Consider the following 22,664-nt stretch of genomic DNA (forward strand, 5'->3'; position numbering starts at 1 on the left):
GAACCAGGAACGAAGGGCGTTGCCTTGCCTTGGTGGAGCGGGGGATACCGATGCGCAACGGAGAGAACCGGATGGCTCAATCAGAAGACATGACCCGCTGCATCTCGCTCTGCATGAGCTGCTACCAGACCTGCCTCGGCACGGCGATGAACCATTGCCTCGAGACCGGCGGCAAGCACGTCGAGCCAAAACACTTCCGCCTGATGATGGCCTGCGCCGAGATGTGCCGGACGGCTGCGCATTTCATGCTGATCAACACGCCGCATCACCGGCATACCTGCGGCGAATGCGCCGAGATCTGCACCGAATGCGCCGCCGATTGCGAGCGGGTCGGCGGCATGGACGAATGCGTCTCGGCGTGCCGCTCCTGCGCACAATCCTGCGGCGCGATGGCAGCCTGAAGGACGAAGCCCATGCTGGAAGAGAAACTCAAGGACGCCATCATCGGCGAGCTGCAGCGGCAGGCCGCCGACCGGCCGCAATCGCTCAAGGTCCAGGGCGAGGTGAAAAGCTCGGAGGAGCTGACCGTCAACGGCAAGATCGATCTTGGCGCCCTCGTCATGGTGATCGCAGGATCAGTCGCCGGCGGGCCTTGAGGTCGATCGGCCGCTTCTCATGCGCTTCGTGCCGCGCGTCGCAGCGACTGCGGCGGCTGACCGAATGCGCGGATGAAGGCCCTGCGCATCCGCTCGGGGTCGCGAAAGCCGGTGGATTGGGCAACGCGCTCGATGGCCTCTCCGGAGGACTGCACCCGCTCGCGCGCCACCTCGACCCGCAGGCGCTCGACCGCCTTGGTCGGCGTGGATCCGGTCTCGGCGGTGAAGGAGCGGACGAAATGCCGGGCGCTCAACCCGGCGCGTTCGGCCAGTGCCTCGACCGTGAGATGCGCATCCAGATTCTCGCGCACCCATGAAAGCAGGCTGCCGAAGCGGCCGTTCGGCGTCTTGAGCTCGAGCAGGCTCGAGAACTGCGATTGTCCGCCGCTGCGGCGATGATAGAGCACCAGCTGCCGCGCGGTCGCCTGCGAGACCGCCTCGCCATGGTCCTGCGCGATCATGGCGAGCGCGAGATCGATCCCGGCCGTGATGCCGGCCGACGTCCACACCCGATCGTCGCGGATGAAGATCTGGTCCGGTTCGAGCCGCACCTTCGGGTAGCGCCCGATGAAGTCGCGGGTGCAGGACCAGTGCGTGGTCGCGCAGCGCCCGTCCAGCAGTCCCGCCTGCGCCAGAAGATAGGCGCCGTTGCAAACGCTGGCGATGCGCACGCCGCGGCTCGCCAGTCGCTGGATGAAGGCGATGGTCGTCTTGCAGCGCGCCGCGGCCTCCACGCCCTCTCCACCGGCGACGAACAGCGTCGTGACCGAGCTTGCCGATCGCAGATTGCGCGCCAGCATCTCGATGCCCGACGAGCTGCGCACGGCGCCCGCCTTCGTTGCGACGGTGATCACGCGCGGCGCATTCGGCGTGTGACGCCTGGCGATCTCGAACACCGAGATCGGACCGGCCGCATCCAGCAACTGGAATTCGGAAAAGATCAGGAAGCCGATCATGGGCGTGTCCAGAATTGAGGGAATTAAGCCATTTCGACCACAAGGCCAACATGGCAGGCTGCAAGCGTCAAGCACGTTGTCGAGGTTGGACATGTCGGGCCCGTTGCAGATCGGTCTTCTGGTTTTTCCGCGCGTCACCCAGCTCGATCTCACCGGTCCCGCCCAGGTCTTCTCCAGCCTGCCTGACGTGACGGTGCATCTGGTCTGGAAACGCATCGAGCCGGTGCCGAGCGATTCCGTGATCGCGCTGACGCCGACCGTCACCTTCGCCGATTGCCCGCAGCTCGACGTGATCTGCGTTCCGGGCGGCTACGGCACCGACGAGCTGATGCTGGACGAGGACGTTCTCGCCTTTCTGCGACAGCAGGAGAGGGGCGCGCAATACGTGACGTCGGTCTGCACCGGCTCGCTCGTGCTCGGCGCCGCCGGTCTGTTGAAGGGATATCGCGCGGCCACCCACTGGACCGCGAGGGATGCGCTGCCGTTGTTCGGAGCCGAGCTGTCGCTGGAGAGGGTCTGCGTCGACCGCAATCGCATGACGGGCGGCGGCATCACCGCCGGCATCGACTTCGCGCTCACTCTGGTGTCGATGTTGCGGGGCCGTGCGGCGGCGGAGATGATCCAGCTGCGCATGGAGTACAATCCCGCACCGCCCTTTGCGGCCGGCTCGCCGGACACGGCGCCGGCGGCGATCGTCGCTGCCATGAAGGAACGGGTTGCGCCGGCGCAGGCGCGGCGGCTGGAGTTCGTCAGGAAGGCCGTCGAGCGGCAGGGATAGCGAGCAGATTCGACCGGCCGAGCGCCGTCGGGACCGGATATCGATCATCGCCGACATGCCGTCGCGATGCTGAAGCGGAGGGGGCAATGGCGCCTTGTCGTGTTGGAGAATTGCTATCGTCGCGCAGCCGGCTTTGCCGTTTGACCTTCGGCCTCATCCTGGCGCTCAGTCCGGCAGCGCTGGCCGAACGGAGCGCGGCCGCCGAATTCTCCGGTGGCGTGATCAGGATCGGCATCATCAATGACCAGGCCGGACCGTTGTCGGATCTGGCCGGGCCCGGCTCCGTCGTCGCCTCGCGGATGGCCGTGGACGATTTTCAACGCGCAACGCCGGGGCTGAAGGCCGAGATCGTCGTCGCCGACCATCAGAACAAGCCGGATATCGGCGCCCAGATCGTCCGCAAATGGTTCGACGTTGATGGCGTCGACATGGTGGCCGACGTCGGAAACTCCGCGGTGGCGCTCGCCATCCAGTCGATCGCGCGCGACAAGAACAGGATCGTGATCTATTCGGCGGTCGGCACCACCGAGATCGGCGGCAAGCAATGCTCGCGCACCGGCCTGATGTGGCTGCACGACAATTACAATCTGGTCGCCGGCTCGGTCCGAAAGCTGGTTTCGCAAGGCTATGACAGCTGGTTCTTCATCGCGTCCGACTACGCGTTCGGACGCAATATGGTCGAGGTGTCCCAGCGCGTGCTGGCGGCGGCAGGGGCCAAGTCGCTCGGCGCGGTCTTTCATCCGCTGGGAAATGCCGATTACGGCTCCTTCCTGCTGCAGGCCCAGGCGTCCAAGGCCAAGGTGGTTGCGTTCGCCAATGCCGGCGAGCAGCTCGTGACCTCGATGAAGCAATGGAACGAGTTCGGAATGAACGCGGGGCCGCAGAAGGCCGTCGCCGAGCTGATGTTCCTGACCGACGTGCACGCCATGGGGGCCGAAACCGCCAAGGGCCTGACGACCGTCACTGCTTGGTATTGGGCGCTCAACGAGGAAACGCGCGCGTTCGCCCAAAGGTTCTACAAGCTTCACAACGCCATGCCGACCGCGCCGCAGGCCGCCGTCTACTCCGCCGTGTCGCAGTATCTGAAGGCCGCGTCTGCGGCCGGAACGGACGAGACCAACGCTGTTCTGGAGCAGATGCGCGCGATGCCGGTCGACGATTTCTACGCGCGTGGCGCGCGGCTGCGCGCCGACAACAAGCTGGTGCATGATTTCTATCTCGTCGAGGTCAAGAAGCCCTCGGACGTGAAGACGCCCTGGGACTATTACAACGTCGTCGAGAAGATACCTGCCGAGGACGCCTTTCTGCCGCTGAGCGACAGCGAATGTCCGTTGCTCAAGACCTCACGAAACTAGCGCTTCTCGTCAAGACAGGCGGCCGGCCGCTTCAGCCATATTCCTCGCCGATGCCGTATTCCCGGTAGATCTCCAGCGGATCGAGGTCGGGGAACAGGCGGCATTTGGCCTGGGCGAGGTGCAGGCTCACCGCCGCCGGCTCCTTGCCGTTCGCCAGCATCTTGCGGAGGTCGTCCATATGCGCGTTCGGCTGGTGCTTCGGTTCGAGCTGCTCCAGCGCGACCAGGGCGGTCGCGAGAGCCTCGGTCAGAACCCAGTCGTCGTGGCCGGTGATTCCCTTCTTCGGCATCGGCAGATCCCAGATGTGACGGCAGCGCACAGTCTATCGCGACTTCCGCCAAATCGCCATTGAGCCGTAGCGGGCGCGCTGCGTCTGGGCAGGGCCACCGCCATCCGGCTTGCATTATGGCGGCGTGTGGCTAAAAGGCGGCGACTTGCAGTATCTTTGTTGAAACAAAGTTGGCGTAGACGGGCCGTCACAACCCAGCTCCCGGTCTGGGTCCCGATCCCGAATTCGCAGCACGATCCGGCTGCGCACCCCTCAAGGCTCGAGCCAGCATGGTTTTTCTCAGCTTCGTCTACCGCTTCATCACCAACTTCGCGTTCATGGCGGTGGTCTATTTCAGCCTGAACTTCATGGAGAAGTATCCGAACCGGGCGATCCTGGCGATCCTGGTGCTGATCTATGCCGCGATGCGCGCGGTCTCGACGCTGCGCGCGTTCTACTTCTTCCAGAAGATCGAGAAGCTGGAAGCCGAGACGCGGCGGCTTCAGGGCCCGATCAATGACGGCTCGGGGGGAACGAACGCGCGCAAGCAGGTCGTCGCCGACGTGGCCCGGCTGCGCCGCGACGGCGAGCTCAAATCCTATATGGACCTGTTCTTCCTGGCGCTGATCGTGCTGCTCTGCGTCGCCGCCATCATGCGGCAGTAGGTAGGGATTAAGCGCGCTTCTTCAGGCTGGCGATGCGGGTCGAGCGCGGCGTGGCGCTCTTGGCCTGCGCGGCAGGCTTGGGTGCGGCCGGTGCCGCATGCGCGGTGTGCCGAGCCTGGGACTTGGCCGTCTTGCCCTTTGCGGCCTTGCCCCTGGCCGCATGCGGCGTATCGGCGGCCATTGCCAGCCGGGTCGCGGCACGCCGCGACAATGTCGTCGACAGCAGCACCTCGACCGAGCCTTCCGGGATCGCAAACAGAGCGCGGCCGGGCACGGGCAGGGTGGACGCGACGTCCATCTGACCCTTGGTTCGGCGCGGCAGCAGCGGCTGATGCTCGGTCTGCGCATTGAGGTCGGCGAGCGAAGGCGCCGGAAGCGTCCTGGTCTGCGTGAACACGAAGCTCGGAACGGAAGGCCAGCGCGCGATCGGCACGGTCTCGGTCGGCGGATGCAGCAGCCATTCCACCGGCGTGGTCGGCGTCGCCGGCCGGTCGGCGGTCGCGGGCACAACATGCACGATGCGATAGCCGCGCGCCTTGAGGTCGCGGATGATTTTTGGCAGCGCCGCGACCGTGCGGGCCTGGATGTCGTGCAGCAGCAAAATGCCCTTGCCCTTGGCCTCCAGCCGCTGGATCGCGAGCTGATAGACGCGGTCGGACGACACGTGGCGCCAGTCGTCGGCGGGGAAGTCGGCGCTCCACACCTGGATGCCGCGCGAGATCAGATGATGTTCGACGCCTTCGGCGCGCATCAGTCCGGGAATGCGGAAGAACGGCGCCAGCTTGGACGGGTCGGTCATCGCGGCCGAGGTCCACTCGATGCCGCCGTTGATCTCGGCCTCGGCCTTCTCGATCGGCATCCGGTCGAAGGTCAGCGGATGGTTCATGCTGTGGGTGCCGACCGTGTGGCCCGCCGCCACCAGCTTGCGCACGCCTTCAGGATTCGCCTTGGCCTGGCTGCCGATGATGAAGAAGGTCGCCTTGATGCACTCGTCGTCGAGCATCTTGAGGACCTGGTTGGAATATTTCGGCAGCGGACCGTCGTCGAAGGTCAGGACGACCTCATGATCCCTGAGCGGCAGCGTCTCGCGGTACTGCATGGTGCCGATCAGCGGATGTTCGCGCGGATCGACCACTAGGGTGCGGGACGTCCCGAGCGCGTCGGGATGGCCCGGGCAGTCGGCCGCAAGCGCCGCCGGCGATCCGATGGTCGAACATCCAAGGAATCCGCCGAGGCAAAGGACGATCCACGATCGCGTCCGCAAGACAACGCTACTTCCGATCATGAACCCCGTCTGCCCTCATGTGCGATGGCCGCCATAGTAGGTCGGAGACATCGGGAAACGGTTCAGGCGCCAACAGCCTTACCCGTCACAAAGTCCCCGTCCATTAGCAGGGGGTATCATGAACAGAGTGTTAATAGGGCCCAAATCACCCCATTTTGCGCCGGCGTGACATTCCGGCATCAGCGCGCATCGGCGCTCTTCTGCGGCGGGCCGGCCGGCACGATGTGGACCACGCGAAAACCGTTCTCCCTCAGATACCGCAGGAAGGCCGGCATGATCGCGGCGGTGCGCGCCTTGGGGTCGTGGAAGAGGACGATGCCCTTGCCGCTAGCGGCAAGCCGCTCCGTGACCAGCTTCAATTCCTGCTCCGGCGTCATCTCGTTCCAGTCGCTGGCCCAGAGGTCAGCGCCGAACACGACGATGCCGCGGGACTGGAGCAGGTCGAGCTGCGCTTGCGTCCCCTGGAAATAGGGAAAGCGGAAGAACGGCGTCGAAGGCGTCGCCGTCGAGCTGCCGTGCAGCGACATCTCGACGGCCGCGACGCCGCGGTCGATCTCGCCCTTGGCCTTGTCGAACGGGATCCGCGCCATGAACGGATGCGAGAAGGTGTGGTGGCCGACGGTGTGGCCCTCGCGGGCGATGCGCTTGACCATGTCGGGATGCTGGCTGGCGTGCAGGCCGATCAGGAAGAAGGTTGCGCGCACGCATTCCTGCGCCAGCGCTGCCAGCACCTTCGACGTCGTCGGCGGGTTCGGCCCGTCATCGAAAGTCAGCACGACCTCGTGATCGGCCAGCGCAAGCGTCTGCGGAAAGCTCTTCAGGCCCACGCGCGGGGTGGTCCTGGCATCGACACTCAGCACGCGCGAGGTGCCGAGCGCGTCCTTGCGCGGGCACTCGGCGGCTTCCGTCGAGGCGATGCCGATCAGGGCAGCGAGGGCCGCGCCTGATGACATCGCGGTCCACCGCTGTCGAAGCATCTTTGTCATTGCGCTCGGCTTTGCCTTGTGGGTATTGCCTGACCGTCAGCCCAGACCATTCGTTCCAACCTGTCAAACGGCGAGGCGCGCCATGGATGAACATATGGACGTTGCCCGATCCGCTGCGGATTCGGTACTCGACCACGTGCCGATGCGCAATGAAGACGGCGATATCAGGCACGAATTCGTCGAGGAAATCGCCCATGCGATCGAGGCCGGCGACAGCGCCTCGCTGCGCGCCTGCGTCGCCGAGCTGCACGAGGCCGATCTCGGCGATCTCATCGGCGCTCTGGAGCCCGACGACCGCGTCCGCCTGGTCGAGCTGACGGGACGCGACTTCGACTTCTCCGCGCTGAACGAGCTCGACGAGGGCGTGCGCGAGGAGATCCTCGAGGAACTGCCGCCGGAGACCGTCGCCGAGGGCGTTCGCGAGCTCGAATCCGACGACGCCGTCGAGCTGCTGGAGACCCTCGACCAGGCCGAGCAGGAGGAGATCCTCGAGAAGCTGCCGCTCAGGGAGCGCGTCGCGCTCGAACGCAGCCTGCTGTACCCCGAGAATTCCGCGGGCCGCCGGATGCAGACCGAGTTCATCGCGGTGCCCCAGGATTTCACCGTGGGGCAGGCGATCGACTACATGCGCGAGACGCCTGATCTGCCCGACCGCTTCTACGAGATCTACGTCGTCGACAAGGACCAGCACTGGCAAGGTGCAGTCCCCCTCGACGTGCTGCTGCGCGCGCGCCGGCCGGTGCCGCTCACCGAGCTCACCGACGAGGACCGCCGCCGCGTCTCCGTCCTGGAGGACCAGGAAGAGGTCGCGCGCATGTTCGGCAAGTACAATCTCGTCGCAGCTCCCGTGCTCGACACCCAGGACCGCCTGGTCGGCGTCATCACCGTCGACGACGTCGTCGACGTCATCGAGGAGGAGGCGGACGAAGACCTCAAGGCGCTCGGCGGCGTCACCAGCGACGAAGAGCTATCGGACACCTTCCTGACGATTGCGCGCGCGCGGTTCAACTGGCTGCTGGTCAATCTCGCTACAGCCTTCCTGGCGTCCTCCGTGCTCGGCCTGTTCGAGGGCCAGCTGGAGAAGATGGTCGCGCTCGCCGTGCTGGCGCCAATCGTGGCGAGCCAGGGCGGCAATGCCGCCACCCAGACCATGACGGTGGCGGTGCGGGCGCTGGCGACGCGCGAGCTCGGTTCTTCCAACGCCTGGCGCGTGGTGATGCGCGAGGCGCTGGTCGGTCTCGTCAACGGGCTCGCCTTCGCCGTGATCACGGGGATCGCGGCGGTGGCCTGGTTCAAGATCCCCGGCCTCGGCATCGTCATCGGGCTGGCGATGGTGTGCAACCTCATCGCCGGCGCGCTCGGCGGCATCCTGATCCCGATGGCGCTGGAGCGTGTCAGGGCCGACCCGGCGGTGGCGTCGGGCACCTTCGTCACCACGGTGACGGACGTGGTCGGCTTCTTCTCCTTCCTCGGGATTGCGACGCTCTGGTTCGGGCTGAGGTAGGGGCGGGCAGCGGGAATTCGTAGCCCGGATGGAGCGCAGCGCAATCCGGGGGTGCCCCAAGCGACAGTGGTCCCGGATTACGCTGCGCTCCATCCGGGCTACGGGCTCCTGTCTTTAATCCGAACTTAAGCGACCTGCCGCATCATCGCCTCGCTTGGGGGAATGAGCATGCGGTTGCGGCTGAAGGCGGACGGACGGGTCGTTGAGTTGCGGGATGGACAGGAATTTCCGGTCCAGCCGTCGCCGGTCGAGCCCACGGCCAATGCCGCGCCGGCCGACGCCAACCCACTCGCAGTGCGTGATTTGCGCCGCCGCGCCTGCCTGACCCAGATGGAGTTCGCCGCCAAGCTCGGCGTTCCCGTCGAGACCATCCGCAACTGGGAGCAGGGCAAGCGCGCGCCGCGGGGACCGGCCCGTGCGCTGCTCGCGGTGATCGCGCACGCCCCGGATACCGTGTTCCAGGCGCTCGCCAAAGCCTGACGCCAAAGCCCTGACACCGAGGGCTGCCGGCCCTGACGCGAACCTCCCGTTAGCATTTGCGCCAAATAACCCGCTGGACTGCCGCGGCCTTCCGTTGGCAGCATCGTGGGCCGGGTCCATAATGAGGCCTGATGACGTCAGGGGCTGCCGCAACGGAAGAGGAGTCCTCATGCTGTTCGTCGAGGCCAATGGCGCAAAAATCCCGGCGATCGGGCTCGGGACCTGGGAGCTGAGCGGAAGGCCTGCCGCGCGCCTGGTCGAGCAGGCGCTGCGACTCGGCTATCGCCACATCGACACCGCGCAAGTCTACGAGAACGAACGCGAGGTCGGCGACGGCGTGCGCGCCTCCGGCGTGCGGCGCGACGACATCTTCCTCACCACCAAGGTCTGGACCAACCATTTCGCGCCCCACGATCTCGAGCGCTCGGTCAAGGAGAGCCTGGCCCGCTTGCGGCTCCCTAGCGTCGATCTGTTGCTGCTGCACTGGCCCAATTCGCACGTGCCGCTGGTGGAGACGCTCGGCGCGCTGTCGCATGCGAAGACCATGGGTCTGACCCGTCACATCGGCGTCTCCAATTTCACGGTGGCGCTGATCGAGCAGGCGGTCGCGCTCTCGCCGGAACCGCTGGTCTGCAACCAGGTCGAATACCACCCTTATCTCGATCAGGCGAAGGTGAGGGCGGCCTGCGACCAGCATGGCCTTGCGCTCGTCGCCTACAGCCCGATCGCCAAGGGACGCATCAAGTCCGACCAGAGGCTGGCCGAGATCGGACGCGCCCACCGCAAGTCATCGGCGCAGGTCTGCCTGCGCTGGCTGGTGCAACAGAATGTCGCTGCGATCCCGCGCACCTCGCGCATCGAACGCCTGTCCGAAAACATCGAGATCTTCGATTTCGAGCTGTCGGAGGACGAGATGAGCCGGATCGCCGCACTCGCCAGTCCGAAGGGCCGCCTGACCGACTTCGGCTTCGCCCCGAAATGGGATTGAGAGGGGGCCGGGGTATGCTAGGACCGCGACGGCAACCCAAGATCGGTCGATGGAACTGCGGAAGATCATACGGACGGACATTGCGGCGTCAGCAATCGCGCATCTGACGCTGGTGGCGCTGATCATCGTGATCAGCGAGGTCCATCCGTTTCGCAGCCAGCCGCCGGAGACCGTGACCGTCGACATCGTCACGCCGGAGCAGGTGAAGGAAGAGATCAAGGAGCAGGAGACGAAGGAGGCGGCCAAGGAGAAGCCGCCGGAGCCGACGCCCGATCTGAAACTGCCGAAGCTCGATTTCACCGACAAGTCCGAAGCGGCGGACAAGCCCGCGGCCAAGCAGCAGGCCGCGGCACCGCCGCAGCAGACGCCACCTGAACCGCAGCAGAAGCAGCCGCAGCCGCAACCCTCGCTCGCGCCGAAGCAGCGTGAGGCCAACGTGCAGCCGCAACCTCAACAGCCACAGCCGCCACCGCAAGCCCAGCAACAACCGCCGCCCCAGGCGATGCCGCAGCCACCGATGCAGCCGCCGCCGCAAGCGATGCAGCAGCCGGAGGCCGCACCGCCGCCGGCCTATCAGGCTCCGCAACCTGACGTCACCGTCAAGTACGGCGTCATGCTCGGCCTGCCGCCGGAATTGCCGCCGGAACTGCCGAAAGACACCCCCAAGGACGATGGCGGCGATGCCAAGGATTCAATCGCAGCCAAGTTGCCGGCTGAAGTCATCGCCGCGCTTCGTCGCCATTTGCGCAGCTGTGCGAAATTGCCGGCCGGACTCAGCCCCACCGACGCCGTTCACATCAAGCTGCGCACGGTGTTCGCGACCGACGGCACGCTGGCGCGCGAGCCGATCCTGATCGAGGCTCCGCCGTCAGCGAAAGGCGTGGCACTCGTGAAGTCCGCCATGAGCGCGCTCCAGAACTGCCAACCTTACAAGATGCTGCCGGCAAATCTGTACGGGGAATGGAAGATCATGGACCTGCCGTTCAGTCCACGGGATTTCGGATCGTAGCTTCGCGTAGCCCGGATGAAGCGGTAGCGAAATCCGGGGCCGCTCGTCCGGCATTGTGCACTGTCCCGGATTACACTGCGCTCCATCCGGGCTACGGCACCGTGCCCTGTGTCGCCCGCTGTCAATCCTCGTCGCCAAAAATATTCCACTTTACCGAAATTCGGTTTCGGCGTATGTGTTCGTCCATCCCGGCTCACCAAGAGGGGCGACGATGTGGTCGTCACTGTCGCGAGCCGGGCTTGCGGTGGACGCGGCAGCGTCGGCACGAGAGGCGCGGGCAGGGCGGGTAGTCCCTGTGAGCCCGAGGCTTCGTGCGGACGAGCGGCGCTGCCAGGCTTCGTCTCGTCTGTGTGTTTCCGGCTTCGTCGACAGGGCTTGGAAAAACTGCGGCGAAATGGCGGGCCGTGCGTACGGCAAAACCGTGTGGTCCTGACCGTCGTTGCTACGGTCAAGTCCTTGCGAAGGTGCGAGCGAGCCCAACCGGGCAGACTGCATCATCCAATTCGCGGGGCGAGGGAGGCCAGGAGGAATGGTCGGCTCCCGGGAGATCACGGCATAAGCCGTCCAACCATCGCGCAGGGAAGGCCGAGTGATCGGCACCACCTGTATGCTGCTGTGCGGTTCTTTCTGCGTGTGCTTTTCGCGCAGCGGACCGCGGGTGCGAGCCAGAACCCGGCCTTCCCTGCGCCCTCTTGGATGAGAGGGGCGCGAGACCAAGCAAAGCTCGGGCGAATTGCGCCGCGAGGCCGAAGAGGCGTGTCTGTGAGCCGAGCTGCGTGCCACAAACTCGATCTCGTAGGGTGGGCAAAGCGCAGCGTGCCCACGCCTTGTCGCTTATGGACGGAGATCGTGGGCACGGCGCAAGTGCTCCTTTGCCCACCCTACGGCAGCGCCGCTGGGATGTGCACTGGAGCATCGCAATGACAAGTGGAGACAGCGTGCGCCACACTCCGCTCTCGTGCCCCGGACGCAGCGCAGCGTTATCCCGGCGATGCGAAGCATCGTCCGGTTCGACGGGGCCATCCATCCGCATCGCGCCGTGTTGCCCTGGGTCCCGGCTCTGCGCCGCAACGCTTGCGCGTTGCAGCTTGTCCGGGACACGTGCCTCAATGACCGCGCTTCATCCTCTCCGCGCCATCCACCACCTCCGGCGCCATCGCCGCCCATGCGCTCGATGCGAATTGCCGGCGCCAGGTCACGACCACCACGGCGGCCGTGGTCACGAACAGCAGCCAGGGGCTGACGAACCAGCCGAGATAGCCGAGCGCGAAGAAGAAGGCGCGCTGGCCGCGGTTGAAATGGCGGCCGGCGGATTCGAACAGGCGCGTGGTGCGGATGACATGGGCTTCCGCCTCCGGCGTGTCGCGCCGCTCGGCCGGGGGCATGCCGCCGAACAGGATCGCGACATAGTTGAACAGGCGATAGGACCAGGCGAATTTGAAGAAGGCGTAGACGCAGATCAGCACGAGGCCGACGCATTTCAGCTCCCACATCGCCGGCGACGTGCTGAGGTCGATCGGCAGCTTGCTCAGAATCATGATGGCGTCGTTGGTGGCGTGCAGCAGCGCCAGCGCGCCGCCGAGCGCGATCAGGCTGGTCGATGCGAAGAAAGCGGTTCCGTTCTGCAGCGAGGCCATGATCTGCATGTCGACCATGCGCGTCTCGCGATCGAGCAGCCGGCGCACCCAGACCTCACGATAGCGGTTCATGCGCGCCGACAGGCTGTCGCGGCCGTAGGCCGAATGCTCCAGCGTCAGGGCATAGACCAGCCATTCGATGATGAAGAAGCCGACCGCGGTGATGTCGACCCAATGCCTGCTCATCTCTCTCTCCTCGCAAGCCGCCACGATTGCCACGCATGGCAGGATGCGGCAACGATTGATTGGCGGCACGCGATGGCGTTAAAAGCGGCTCGCTTCAAAGCGTCTCGGGAAGGACTGATGACATGGCTGCGCTGAAACTCGCGATCGGCAACAAGAACTACTCGTCATGGTCGATGCGGCCATGGCTCGCGCTTCGCGCCAACGACATCCCGTTCGTGGAGACGCTGATCCCGCTCTACACCGACAATCCCGCGGACAAGGAGCAGATCCTGTCCTTCAGCCGTGCCGGCAAGGTGCCGGTGCTGGTCGACGGCGATGTCACGGTGTGGGATTCGCTCGCCATCATCGAATACATCGCCGAGCGCTATCCGGAAGTGAAGCTGTGGCCCGACGACGTCGCCGCGCGCGCGCATGCCCGATCGGTGTGCGCCGAGATGCATTCCGGCTTCGTGGCGCTGCGCAACGAATGCGGCATGAACCTGCATCGGCCGATCCGCCCCGTGACGCTGTCGGCCGACGCCAAGGGCAACATCGCGCGCATCGAGGAGATCTGGCGCGAATGCCGCACGCGCTATGGTGCCAAGGGTCCGTTCCTGTTCGGCCGCTTCGGCGCGGCCGATGCGATGTACGCGCCGGTGGTGCATCGCCTGCGCACCTACGCGATCGACGTCGCGCCGGACACCAAGGCCTACATGGAGACGATGATGGCGCTGCCGGCGTTCCAGGAATGGACCCGCGACGGGCTGGCCGAAACCCTTGTCATCGCGAAGTTCGAGGACGCCTGACCGGTCGGTCCGAACGAGGCCGCTTGCTGTGTGCCGGCCGGCGGCGCTCACGTTCCGGACATTGACTGGCGCCATATGCCATTCGGGCTGCGACCGGCCCTGCGACATGCCGCCTGAACATGTGGCCCCGGCGGTATCATCGACCGGCCGGTTCCATCCCTATCATTCTGAAAAGATTGCAGGATTTACGCGCTTGCCATGGTGGCATGGCGCTGGCCAAAACGGCAGGTCGCGTGCTATACAGCGCCTGGGTTTCTGGCCGGCCGTCGCAGTGGGACCATGGGCGAGGCAGGCGTTGTTTGAGTGATGGAGAGGGTGTTGAAGCACAAATTCCCGATTGGAACGCGCGTATTGTTCACGGCCAGCAACGTCGCGCGCCCTGCTGCCAGCGGCTCGTACGAGGTCATCCGCCTGCTGCCGACCGACGGCGACGACTGCCAGTACCGGATCAAGAGCTCGACCGAAGCTTTCGAACGCGTCGCCAAGGAAAGCCAGCTCGCGCTCTCCTGAAGACCGACGCTCCCCGCGCATTCGCGCCCTCTGCGGAATTGTGTCCTGCCGCCGTCAAAAGGCCCGCTTCACCTTCGCAAGGTGGGCCTGGGGGCAGTTGCCGACTCGCGGTGCTCGCTTGACCATTCGTTCTCTGCTCGCGTGAGGGGACGTCGCGCATGAACTGGGCATGGGCCACTTCGCTCGACCAAATCTGGCGCTCGCCGGCCTTTCCGATGTGGATGACGCTGGCGGCTGCCGGATTCTTCGGATTGATCCTGCTGATCACGCTGCTGCGCGCCGACAGGTCGGTCGCCAACGGCGCGCTGACCGTGATCACGCTGCTGTCCATCGCGATCGCCGGAGCTGCCACCGTGCGCGTCTATGGACCGGCGGGGCAGGACGCTCCGACCGAAGTGCGCGCGCAAGGTGCTGCCATCGCGAGCCTGCCGGCGCTGTCCTGTCTCGACGATCTCGCCGGCGATGCGGTCGCCATTGGCTGCGAGAAGGCGCTGTTCGGCTCGCCGGATGCCGCGGCTGCCGCCGTCTCCTACACCGCGGCCCGAATCGACCGGCTGACTGCGCTCGGTGATGCCGCGACGGCCGAGAAGAGCCTGACGACGGACATGAAGATGCTGCGCAAGGCGCTGGAGCACGATCGCTACGGCCTCGTGGCGCAGGTGCTGGTCGTGCGCGACGGCTGCACGCAGTTCGACTGCCCCGCGTTCCGCTCGCTGACCGATCAGCAGCGGGTTGCCGCCAACATGGACGCCCATCTCTACGACATGCTGGTCGCGCGCTACGCGCCAACCTGGAACGCGCCTGCAACGGCGCAGGGGATGCCGGCCACGGCCGCGCTTGCCGGGCTGCCGCCCGCGATGCCGACGGGCAAGCCGACCAGCGCTGAGTTCCCGAGCGCCTCGTCGACGCCGCCGGTGAGCATCATGAATCCGGAGCCCACGGCGACGACGCGCCAAGCGGCGCCCGCCGCCGCGAACGCAGCGCCGGCACCGCGCGCGCCCGCCGCGACGTCGGCACAGGCTGCCGCACCACCGGCCGCGAAGAAGCCGCCGGCCCCGAAGGCTGCGCGTGCGCCCGCGGCAGCACCGGTTCCGCTCGCTCCGCCGCCAGCCTCGGCGGCCGCGCCCGCGGCTGCGGATAACGAGTAGATCAGCATTCCAAATGTGGTGCTGCCCGGCTAATGCTTGGGCATGCCGCTACATCTGATCAAGCTCGCCGTCGGTTGCGACTCCGTCAAGGAATTGAAGGAGTGGATCGCCGAACGGATGCGGACCGCCAAGAAGAAGGGTCTGCCGCAACATCACATCCACATCACCCGCATGGTCCCCAAGCGCGATGCCGAGATCCTCACCGGCGGGTCGCTTTATTGGGTGATCAAGGGCGAGATCGCCGCGCGGGAAAAGATCATCGGCATCGAGCCGTTCCGCGACAAGGACGGTATCGGCCGCTGCCGGATCGTGATGCAGCCGAAGGTCGTCTCGGTGTCGCCGCGGCCGATGCGCCCGTTCCAGGGCTGGCGCTATCTCGCCGACGATTCCGTGCCGCCCGATCTGGGCAAGTCCGCCGCCGGCTCGATCGCGGCGATGCCGGAGCCGATGCGGCGCGAATTGCGCGATCTCGGGCTGCTCTAAACCGCGATATTGTCGATCAGCCGGGTGTTGCCGAGCTTGGCGGCGACCAGGATTCGCAACGGGCCGTCCTTGCGCGAGGTGAGGGGCGCCAGCGTCTCGGCATGGCGCGCTTCGTAATAGTCGAGCGCAAAGCCGGCCGCCTCGATCGTCGCGGCGCCACGCTTCATGGCCGACGCAACGGCTTCGCCGGCACGGATGCGGCCGGCGCTGTCCTTCATGGCACGGTAGAGGATGGGGGCGGTCTGCCGCTCCTCGGGCGACAGATAGACGTTGCGCGAGGACATCGCGAGCCCGTCGCGCTCGCGTACGGTGCGGGAGCCGACGACCTTGACGCCGAGGTCGAGGTCGCGCGCCATCTGCGTCACCACCCGCAACTGCTGAAAGTCCTTTTCGCCGAAGATCGCAAAGTCCGGCCGGCACTGCGTGAACAGTTTGCCGACCACGGTGGCGACGCCGCCGAAGAAGTGCGGGCGGAAGCGGTCCTCGAGGCCGGCGAGCGCCGGTCCCTCCGGCATGATGCGGGTGGCAAAGCCCTCCGGATACATCGCCGCGACGCCGGGGTGCCAGACGATATCGACATCCTCGGCCGCGAGCTTGGCGATGTCGGCCTTCCAGGTGCGCGGATAGGCGCCGAAATCCTCGGTGGGAGCGAACTGGGTCGGGTTGACGAAGATCGAAACCATGACGCGGCTGGCGCGCCGCTTGGCGAGGCGAACCAGAGACACATGCCCGTCATGGAGGGCCCCCATGGTCGGGACCAGCGCGATCGTGGCTTTTCGCTTGCGGAAATTGTCGACGGCGCGGCGCAAGGTTGGGACCGTGCGGGCGATCAAGGGGCTTGCTGACATCAGGACTCGACAGGGTTGGGAATCGGCGCGGCATGACCTGGCGCCAGGGGCGACTAACCTTAACAAGCGGCGATCGTGGACGCCATGCATCCGGATGCGGCACAGCATCCCGCGCAAGGCGCGCGCGATGTCGCGACATTGTGGCTGGATCACAGACGAAAGACGACGCCGCGATTCATGAAGAACGGCGCAATACGATTTGCATTACCTGTCACGCATTTCACTTGACCGCAGACGCGGCCAACTCGAAGATATTCATCAGGGGTGTTGAGGATCGCCATGCTTGTGCAGGCTAGCCAAGGCCAATCCGGCTCGGCGCATGTAGTCGTGCTCGGCAACGAGAAGGGCGGTTCCGGCAAGTCGACCACCGCCCTGCACATCGCGGTTGCGCTCCTGAAGGCCGGCCAGCGCGTCGCTACCATCGACCTCGACTGCCGTCAGCAGAGCTTCACCCGCTACATCGGCAACCGCTCTGCCTGGGCGCGCCGCACCAAGCTCGACCTCGAACTGCCGGTGCATCGCTGCATCAAGCTCGGCGAGACCATGCAGATCGCCGAGAACGAGAATTCCGAGTTCCAGCAGTTCATGGAGGCGGTCTCGGCGGTCGAGAGCAGCTTCGACTTCATCGTCATCGATACGCCGGGCACCGACAGCTATCTGATGCGGCTGGCGCACTCGATGGCCGACACCCTGGTCACGCCGATCAACGACAGCTTCCTCGATTTCGACGTGCTCGGCACCGTCGATCCCGCCAACTACGCGGTGACGGGCGAGAGCCATTACGCCGAGATGGTGCGCGACGTCAGGCGCAAGCGCCGCCAGCTCGACGGCTCGACCACCGACTGGATCGTCGTGCGCAACCGCCTGTCGATGCTCGGCTCGCGCAACAAGCAGCTCGTCGCCGAGGGGTTGAAGGATCTGTCGCTGCGGCTCGGCTTCCGCTACGTCGACGGCTTCGCCGAACGCGTCGTCTATCGCGAATTTTTCCCGCGCGGCCTGACCGCGCTCGACGAGATCGACGAGGCCACGCTCGGCATGCGCCCCAATCTCGGCCATCTCACCGCACGGGAGGAGGTGACGAGCCTGCTCCGCCAGCTCAAGCTGCCGCTGGACGAGCGCGGCCGCCGCCGCGCCGCCAACCGGGCCGAGTGGTTCAACCAGGTCGACAAGCCGCTCGAGGTCCACGACATCCTCGGCGCCTGAGCCGGCGGTATGTCACTACTTCCGATCGATCTGATCGATCTGAGGGCCGGGCTCTCCAGGGAACTGTGGCCGCGTTTCGCCGTTTTCACCTTACGTTGACCGTGAAATTGAACCCAATTGAGACCGGTTGCGTCGGATGGTGAAGTACACCCTGACGTAGCCTGGCGAGGACGGGATGCCCATAAAACGTGTGCGGCGCACAATGAAAGGGCTGCCGGTTCACAATATTTGGCCTTCCTGTCACGCGCCTGTGACATATATTAGCGAATAGGCGACAAGGGGCCGAAGAGCCCCGGAAGAACACGATTTTCAACAGGGATTCAGGCCGCAAGAGCCTGAGGCTGAGGACGAAAATGAAGCGTGGAATTGCCGTTCTGGTTTCGGTCAGTGCTCTCTGCGGCATCGCCTATTTCACGGCGAGCAAGTGGGCGATCAAGCACGAGACCATTACCTTCTACGACGCCTCGCGCGACAATCGCCCGGTGCCCGTCGACATCGCGGTGCGTCGCGACAAGGAAATGCAGGCCAATGCCGGCATGATCACGCTGCCGGTCGCGGTGATCAATCACGGCAACACCGTCAAGAACACCGAGTACGGCTTCCTCGCCAACATCTTCGCTGCGCGCGGCTACATGGTCCTGAGCCCGCAGCACGACTTGCCGACCGATCCTCCGATGGTGACCAAGCCCGGCGAGCTCTATGTCGGCCGGCTGCCGCAGATCCTGCGCGGTGTCGCCAACATCCATCTCGCCGTGCAGGAAATGAGGAAGCTTCAGCCCAACGCCGACTACGACAAGGTCACCATGGTCGGCCATTCCATGGGCGGCGACATCACCATGTATTTCGCCAAGCAGTATCCGGATGAGGTCAAGAAGGTCGTCACGCTCGACAATCTGCGCGTGCCCTTCGTCACCGCCGGCAAGTTCAAGATCCTGTCGTTCCGCTCCACCGATCCGCAGTTCAAGGCCGATGCGGGCGTGATCCCGACGGACGAGGAATGCGAGAAGGCGGGTATCCAGGTCGTGAAGACCGAATTCCAGCACAACGACATGCGCGACACCGGTCCGGACGTCGCCAAGAACTCGATCCAGGGCATGCTCGACAAATTCCTGAGCGCCACCGACAGCGAGATCGCGCCGGTCGACACGCAATCCTCGCCGCCCAATATCCTGGAGCCCGGTCCGGTCGCCTTGATGGGGCCTGCCAAGAGCTGACGTCTTCTCCCTGACGGTCCCTCATCGTCAGTCACGATCTGCAAAGCCCCCGCCAGCCTCTGCCGGCGGGGGCTTTGCACATTGACCGGGCAGCTTGCGCTAACCACATTAGCTGCCCACGCAGGGTCAAGGCATGTCGGGCGAACCCATCAAACCGCGCAGCGGCGATGCCGTCTCGGCGCAGGCAGGCCGCGCGGTGCCGCAGGCCGGAACGTCGACTGCGGAAGACATCGCCGCCTTCGTTGCCAAGGCGCAGGCGATGTCACCGCATGCGCCGGGCGCGAAGGGGCGGCTGATCTTCGCGCTGGATGCGACCATGAGCCGGCAGCCGACCTGGGACATGGCCTGCGCGCTGCAGGCCGACATGTTTCGCGAGACCGCCGCGCTCGGCAGTCTCGACATCCGCCTGGTCTATTATCGCGGCTTCAACGAGTGCCGCGCCACGGGGTGGATCTCCGACAGCACCAGGCTTGCGGCGTTGATGAGCAAGATCGATTGCCGCGGCGGCGACACTCAGATCGGCAAGGTGCTGACCGAGGCGCGGCGCGAAGCGGTCGCATCGGGCGTGCGCGCCGTCGTCTTCGTCGGCGATGCCATGGAGGAGAAGGTCGACGAGCTCTGCGCCAAGGCCGGCGAGCTCGGCATGCTCAAAGTGCCCGTGTTCGTGTTTCAGGAGGGGCATGACGCCGTCGCCGAGCAGGCCTTTCGCGAGATCGCGCGGTTGACCGGCGGTGCCTGGTGCCGCTTTGATCCGGGCGCGGCGGCGCAGCTGCGCGAGCTGCTGCGGGCCGCTGCGGCCTATGCCGCCGGCGGTCGCGAGGCCCTGTTGAAACTGGCGCAGACCGCGAGCGGCGCGGCCAGACTGATCGGCCAGATGAAATAGCGCTCAGGCATCGCGAGGCGTATGCCATGCATTCTGCCGCGAGGGCGACTATATTCCGGTCATGACCCTGATCGCCGGCGCTGTCGCTGTTATCACGCTTTATCTGCTGCTCCAGATGTTCCGAGCCGCCAACCCAGCGGTGCTGGCGAGGGCCATCAGGTTCGGTGGCGGCGTGGTGGCGCTGGCGGTCGCAGCCTTCACGGGCTTGCGGGGCGAACTGGTGGTGGCGATCCCGCTCGGGATTTTCGGCGCCGGCCTGCTGGGCTGGACACCGCTGGCAAACGCCGGCTTCGGCAATGTCGGCGGGCTGTTCGGCGGCGGTGGTGCTGCGCCCGCGTCAGGGCAGTCCTCACGCGTGCGTTCGCAATTCCTGGATATGCGGCTCGACCACGGCTCTGGCCAGCTCGGCGGGCAGATCGTCGCCGGGCCTCACGCCGGGCGCGATCTCGGCGAGTTCGATCTCGCTAGCCTGCTGGCCATGGTCCCGACATTCGACGCCGAGAGCGTGGCCTTACTTGAAAGCTATCTGGACCGCCGGTTTCCCGCCTGGCGTCAGAACGCGCAGAGCGATGCGGCAGGGGGGCAGCGCCGCACGGCGGCGAGCGGCAAAATGACGGCGGAGGAGGCCTATCAGATCCTTGGCTTGCAGCCGGGGGCGGGGCGTGACGACATCAGCCGGGCCCACAAGACCCTGATGAAGAAACTCCATCCCGACCAGGGGGGGTCGAACTACCTCGCTGCCCGTGTAAACGAGGCCAAGGATACTCTGCTTCGTACGCATAACGGCTAACTCCGGCACCACGCTACAAACGCCCGTACCGCGTGAGCTCCGCTTGCTCTGTCTGCCGTCGCCCTGACACCCGCCATTGTCGGCGTGGTTGATCTCTTGAGTAAAGTTTTAACCGTAAATCCTTGACGAGAAGTTGTCGCGGAACTGGCATCGAGACCGCCAAAAACAAAAATGCCCGCGGCACAGCGCGGGCATTTTGATCGGAGCGTTGCGAAAGATCAGTTGCGGACGGTGATGCAGGAGATGTCGGCGCGCTTCAGGGTACGGCAGACGGCTTCGGCCTGGTCGCGCTCGAGCCCGGCGAAGCGGGCGCGATAGAGCTTGCGATTGTCCTTGGCGACGACCTCGGTGAACGGATCGGCCTTGCTGAGCAGGCCGCGGGCCGAGCTGCGCGCGGCGTCGATGCGCTGCTGGGCTTCGTTCTCGCTCTCGAGCGCGCCGACCTGGACGATCCAGCCGCTGTGAGTGACGACCGGCTTGGTGGTGGCACTCATCTGAACCGGCATCGGATCGGCGGAGGCGAGCTTCGGAGCGGCCGGGGCGGGCGCGGCAGCCGTTGCGGCCGGCAGCACCCCGAGGATGCCGTTGCCGGTGCCGAAGCCCGCCGGCTGCCGCGGCAGCTCGGTGCGGGCGATCTCGGCCTTCGGCGCTTCCGGCTGGCTGACCACCTCGGGCTTGTTGATGAGATCGGCCCGGGCGACGACGGCGGTGGAGGTTTCCGCGACGTCGGAACGGGACGAAATGGCGTTGGTGACCGGCGGTGCGACCTGAGCGGGGGCAGCGGAGGCGACCTTCACGGCGCCGGCCTTGACCTGAACCGTCTTGACCCGAACCGGCTTCATCGGCTCGGACGAGCCGGGGATGATCGAGAGCGGCTGGCTCGAGATCACGCCATTGGTGAGCGGCGCCGGCTCGATCCTGGATTCCGTCGGCCGAACTTCGGGCTTGGCTTCGGACCTGGGCTGGGCTGGCGGCACCGCGGCAGTCGCAGCCGCGAGCGTCGACAGGCGTGCGGCCAGACGCGACGGAGCGGCTTCAGGAGCAGGGGCAGAGGCGGCCTGAACCTGAGGAACAGCGCGGGCCGGGATAGGCGACGCGTCGGCGACCTCGGTGCCGGCGTCAGCGCCGTTGCGCTCCGTGACCGCGGCGACGGTGTGGGTGGTCGCGCCCTTCTCGAGATTCTCCGCGAGCAGGTTGCGCATGATCGCATCGCGCGAGCCGCCGCTGCGGCCGCCGAGCACGACACCGATCAGATGACGGTTGCCGCGGCGCATCGAGGTCACGAGATTGAAGCCGGAGGCGCGGGTGTAGCCGGTCTTGATGCCGTCAACGCCCTCGACATTGCCGAGCAGGTGATTGTGGTTGCGGATCGACTGTCCGCGCCAGTTGAAGGTCGCGGTCGCGAAATAGCGATAATAGCGCGGGAAGCGCTCCTGGATGGCGCGGCCGAGCGTAGCCTGGTCGCGCGCGGTCGTGACCTGCTCGTCGTTGGGAAGGCCGTTGGCGTTGCGGTACACCGTCTTGGACATGCCGAGCGAGCGCGCCTTGCGCGTCATCATCTGGGCGAAGTCGTCCTCGTCGCCGGCGATCGCTTCCGCGATCACCACCGCGGCGTCGTTGGCGGAGCGGGTGACGAGACCCTTGATCGCGTCCTCGACGCGGATGGTCTGGCCGGCGCGCAAATTCAGCTTGGTCGGATCCTGATCGGCGGCGTGCTGGGACACCGGCATCTCGGTGTCGAGCTTCATCTTGCCGGACTCGAGACGCTCGAACAGCAGATAGAGCGTCATGATCTTGGTGAGCGAGGCGGGGTGACGGATGCCGTCCGGGGCGTTCGACTGAAGCACCGCGCCGGAATTGCCGTCGACGATGATGGACGCGAATTTCGGGCTGGAGCTCTCGGACACCTCGCGCTGCACCCGGTGGTGCGCGTAATGGCGGCGATGACGCCGCGCCTCGGCGGCATCGGTGGTGAAGATGACCGCGGTGGTGACCGTAAGAAGCCCGAAAACGCCAACCCGCGCCAAGCGCGAGGAAGACAAGTTTTTACGAAGCATGGAACCCCGTCCCCGTTTCTCAACTGATCACCGGCTCGTGAGGCGAAATT

The 22,664-nt window shown here is 65.8% G+C and carries 24 protein-coding genes; 17 read left to right on the plus strand and 7 right to left on the minus strand.

Annotation, left to right across the window (positions count from 1 at the left end; genetic code table 11):
• Window positions 1-71: 71 nt before the first annotated feature.
• Window positions 72-401, plus strand: coding sequence for a four-helix bundle copper-binding protein (locus GGD67_RS32700; protein ID WP_179738579.1), 330 nt, complete (start codon window positions 72-74; stop codon window positions 399-401).
• A gap of 12 nt (window positions 402-413) precedes the next feature.
• Window positions 414-596: a hypothetical protein gene (locus GGD67_RS32705; RefSeq protein ID WP_179738581.1), complete on the plus strand. Its 183-nt coding sequence runs from the start codon at window positions 414-416 to the stop codon at window positions 594-596.
• Between the two features lie 17 nt (window positions 597-613).
• Here GGD67_RS32705 and GGD67_RS32710 read toward each other — a convergent pair whose 3' ends face one another.
• A complete protein-coding gene (locus GGD67_RS32710) occupies window positions 614-1,552 on the minus strand; it encodes a GlxA family transcriptional regulator (protein ID WP_179738583.1) in 939 nt (312 codons plus the stop codon).
• A 91-nt stretch (window positions 1,553-1,643) separates the two neighbouring features.
• Between GGD67_RS32710 and GGD67_RS32715 the strand changes: the two genes are divergently transcribed.
• Window positions 1,644-2,330 (plus strand): DJ-1/PfpI family protein, encoded by a 687-nt coding sequence (locus GGD67_RS32715; protein WP_179738585.1) that lies wholly within the window; start codon window positions 1,644-1,646, stop codon window positions 2,328-2,330.
• Window positions 2,331-2,470: 140 nt separating this feature from the next.
• The gene (locus tag GGD67_RS32720; protein ID WP_179738704.1) at window positions 2,471-3,685 is read left to right on the plus strand and encodes an ABC transporter substrate-binding protein; all 1,215 of its coding nucleotides are present in this window, start codon (window positions 2,471-2,473) and stop codon (window positions 3,683-3,685) included.
• Between the two features lie 31 nt (window positions 3,686-3,716).
• Here GGD67_RS32720 and GGD67_RS32725 read toward each other — a convergent pair whose 3' ends face one another.
• Window positions 3,717-3,974: a hypothetical protein gene (locus tag GGD67_RS32725; RefSeq protein ID WP_018320592.1), complete on the minus strand. Its 258-nt coding sequence runs from the start codon at window positions 3,972-3,974 to the stop codon at window positions 3,717-3,719.
• Between the two features lie 269 nt (window positions 3,975-4,243).
• Between GGD67_RS32725 and GGD67_RS32730 the strand changes: the two genes are divergently transcribed.
• A complete protein-coding gene (locus tag GGD67_RS32730; RefSeq protein WP_018320591.1) occupies window positions 4,244-4,618 on the plus strand; it encodes a hypothetical protein in 375 nt (124 codons plus the stop codon).
• Between the two features lie 7 nt (window positions 4,619-4,625).
• Here the strand turns inward: GGD67_RS32730 and GGD67_RS32735 are convergent, their stop codons facing one another.
• Together GGD67_RS32735 and GGD67_RS32740 are read right to left on the minus strand one after the other, a co-directional pair.
• Window positions 4,626-5,903 (minus strand): polysaccharide deacetylase family protein, encoded by a 1,278-nt coding sequence (locus GGD67_RS32735; RefSeq protein ID WP_179738587.1) that lies wholly within the window; start codon window positions 5,901-5,903, stop codon window positions 4,626-4,628.
• 179 nt (window positions 5,904-6,082) lie between these two features.
• Window positions 6,083-6,856 (minus strand): polysaccharide deacetylase family protein, encoded by a 774-nt coding sequence (locus GGD67_RS32740; RefSeq protein ID WP_026202383.1) that lies wholly within the window; start codon window positions 6,854-6,856, stop codon window positions 6,083-6,085.
• A 115-nt stretch (window positions 6,857-6,971) separates the two neighbouring features.
• Between GGD67_RS32740 and mgtE the strand changes: the two genes are divergently transcribed.
• From mgtE to GGD67_RS32760, 4 genes are all read left to right on the plus strand, one after another.
• Entirely contained in the window at window positions 6,972-8,393 is a 1,422-nt protein-coding gene (mgtE, locus tag GGD67_RS32745; RefSeq protein WP_018320588.1) for a magnesium transporter, read from the plus strand.
• Window positions 8,394-8,555: 162 nt separating this feature from the next.
• The gene (locus GGD67_RS32750; protein WP_038949950.1) at window positions 8,556-8,873 is read left to right on the plus strand and encodes a helix-turn-helix domain-containing protein; all 318 of its coding nucleotides are present in this window, start codon (window positions 8,556-8,558) and stop codon (window positions 8,871-8,873) included.
• Window positions 8,874-9,042: 169 nt separating this feature from the next.
• Entirely contained in the window at window positions 9,043-9,861 is an 819-nt protein-coding gene (locus tag GGD67_RS32755) for an aldo/keto reductase (protein ID WP_179738589.1), read from the plus strand.
• Window positions 9,862-9,910: 49 nt separating this feature from the next.
• Entirely contained in the window at window positions 9,911-10,870 is a 960-nt protein-coding gene (locus GGD67_RS32760) for a hypothetical protein (protein ID WP_179738591.1), read from the plus strand.
• 1,106 nt (window positions 10,871-11,976) lie between these two features.
• Here GGD67_RS32760 and GGD67_RS32765 read toward each other — a convergent pair.
• On the minus strand, window positions 11,977-12,693 hold the full coding sequence (locus GGD67_RS32765) for a DUF599 domain-containing protein (RefSeq protein ID WP_179738593.1): 717 nt from the start codon (window positions 12,691-12,693) through the stop codon (window positions 11,977-11,979).
• A 122-nt stretch (window positions 12,694-12,815) separates the two neighbouring features.
• Between GGD67_RS32765 and GGD67_RS32770 the strand changes: the two genes are divergently transcribed.
• From GGD67_RS32770 to GGD67_RS32785, 4 genes are all read left to right on the plus strand, one after another.
• A complete protein-coding gene (locus GGD67_RS32770; RefSeq protein ID WP_179738595.1) occupies window positions 12,816-13,478 on the plus strand; it encodes a glutathione S-transferase family protein in 663 nt (220 codons plus the stop codon).
• A 306-nt stretch (window positions 13,479-13,784) separates the two neighbouring features.
• Window positions 13,785-13,988 carry a hypothetical protein gene (locus GGD67_RS32775; protein ID WP_018321158.1) on the plus strand — a complete coding sequence of 68 codons (204 nt, stop codon included), beginning with the start codon at window positions 13,785-13,787 and terminating at the stop codon, window positions 13,986-13,988.
• A 158-nt stretch (window positions 13,989-14,146) separates the two neighbouring features.
• Window positions 14,147-15,136, plus strand: a complete 990-nt coding sequence (locus GGD67_RS32780) for a hypothetical protein (protein WP_179738597.1) — start codon at window positions 14,147-14,149, stop codon at window positions 15,134-15,136.
• A gap of 42 nt (window positions 15,137-15,178) precedes the next feature.
• Window positions 15,179-15,619, plus strand: a complete 441-nt coding sequence (locus tag GGD67_RS32785) for a DUF1489 family protein (protein ID WP_179738599.1) — start codon at window positions 15,179-15,181, stop codon at window positions 15,617-15,619.
• Here GGD67_RS32785 and panC read toward each other — a convergent pair.
• Window positions 15,616-16,467 carry a pantoate--beta-alanine ligase gene (gene panC, locus GGD67_RS32790; protein ID WP_179738601.1) on the minus strand — a complete coding sequence of 284 codons (852 nt, stop codon included), beginning with the start codon at window positions 16,465-16,467 and terminating at the stop codon, window positions 15,616-15,618. The genes GGD67_RS32785 and panC overlap by 4 nt on opposite strands.
• Before the next feature lie 279 nt (window positions 16,468-16,746).
• Here panC and GGD67_RS32795 point away from each other — a divergent pair, with 279 nt between their 5' ends.
• The 4 genes from GGD67_RS32795 (at window position 16,747) to GGD67_RS32810 (ending at window position 20,557) form a co-directional block, all read left to right on the plus strand.
• On the plus strand, window positions 16,747-17,670 hold the full coding sequence (locus GGD67_RS32795) for a division plane positioning ATPase MipZ (protein WP_018321154.1): 924 nt from the start codon (window positions 16,747-16,749) through the stop codon (window positions 17,668-17,670).
• Window positions 17,671-18,023: 353 nt separating this feature from the next.
• Entirely contained in the window at window positions 18,024-18,884 is an 861-nt protein-coding gene (locus GGD67_RS32800) for an alpha/beta fold hydrolase (protein WP_018321153.1), read from the plus strand.
• A 133-nt stretch (window positions 18,885-19,017) separates the two neighbouring features.
• Window positions 19,018-19,767: a VWA domain-containing protein gene (locus tag GGD67_RS32805; protein ID WP_179738603.1), complete on the plus strand. Its 750-nt coding sequence runs from the start codon at window positions 19,018-19,020 to the stop codon at window positions 19,765-19,767.
• Window positions 19,768-19,828: 61 nt separating this feature from the next.
• Complete coding sequence (locus GGD67_RS32810; protein ID WP_018321151.1) at window positions 19,829-20,557, plus strand: DnaJ domain-containing protein; 729 nt, start codon at window positions 19,829-19,831, stop codon at window positions 20,555-20,557.
• A 218-nt stretch (window positions 20,558-20,775) separates the two neighbouring features.
• Here the strand turns inward: GGD67_RS32810 and GGD67_RS32815 are convergent, their stop codons facing one another.
• The gene (locus tag GGD67_RS32815; protein WP_179738605.1) at window positions 20,776-22,614 is read right to left on the minus strand and encodes a D-alanyl-D-alanine carboxypeptidase; all 1,839 of its coding nucleotides are present in this window, start codon (window positions 22,612-22,614) and stop codon (window positions 20,776-20,778) included.
• Window positions 22,615-22,664 lie beyond the last annotated feature (50 nt).

Origin of the sequence: Bradyrhizobium sp. IAR9, assembly GCF_013408065.1 — a bacterium.
In the GTDB taxonomy this organism is placed as follows: Bacteria; Pseudomonadota; Alphaproteobacteria; order Rhizobiales; family Xanthobacteraceae; genus Bradyrhizobium.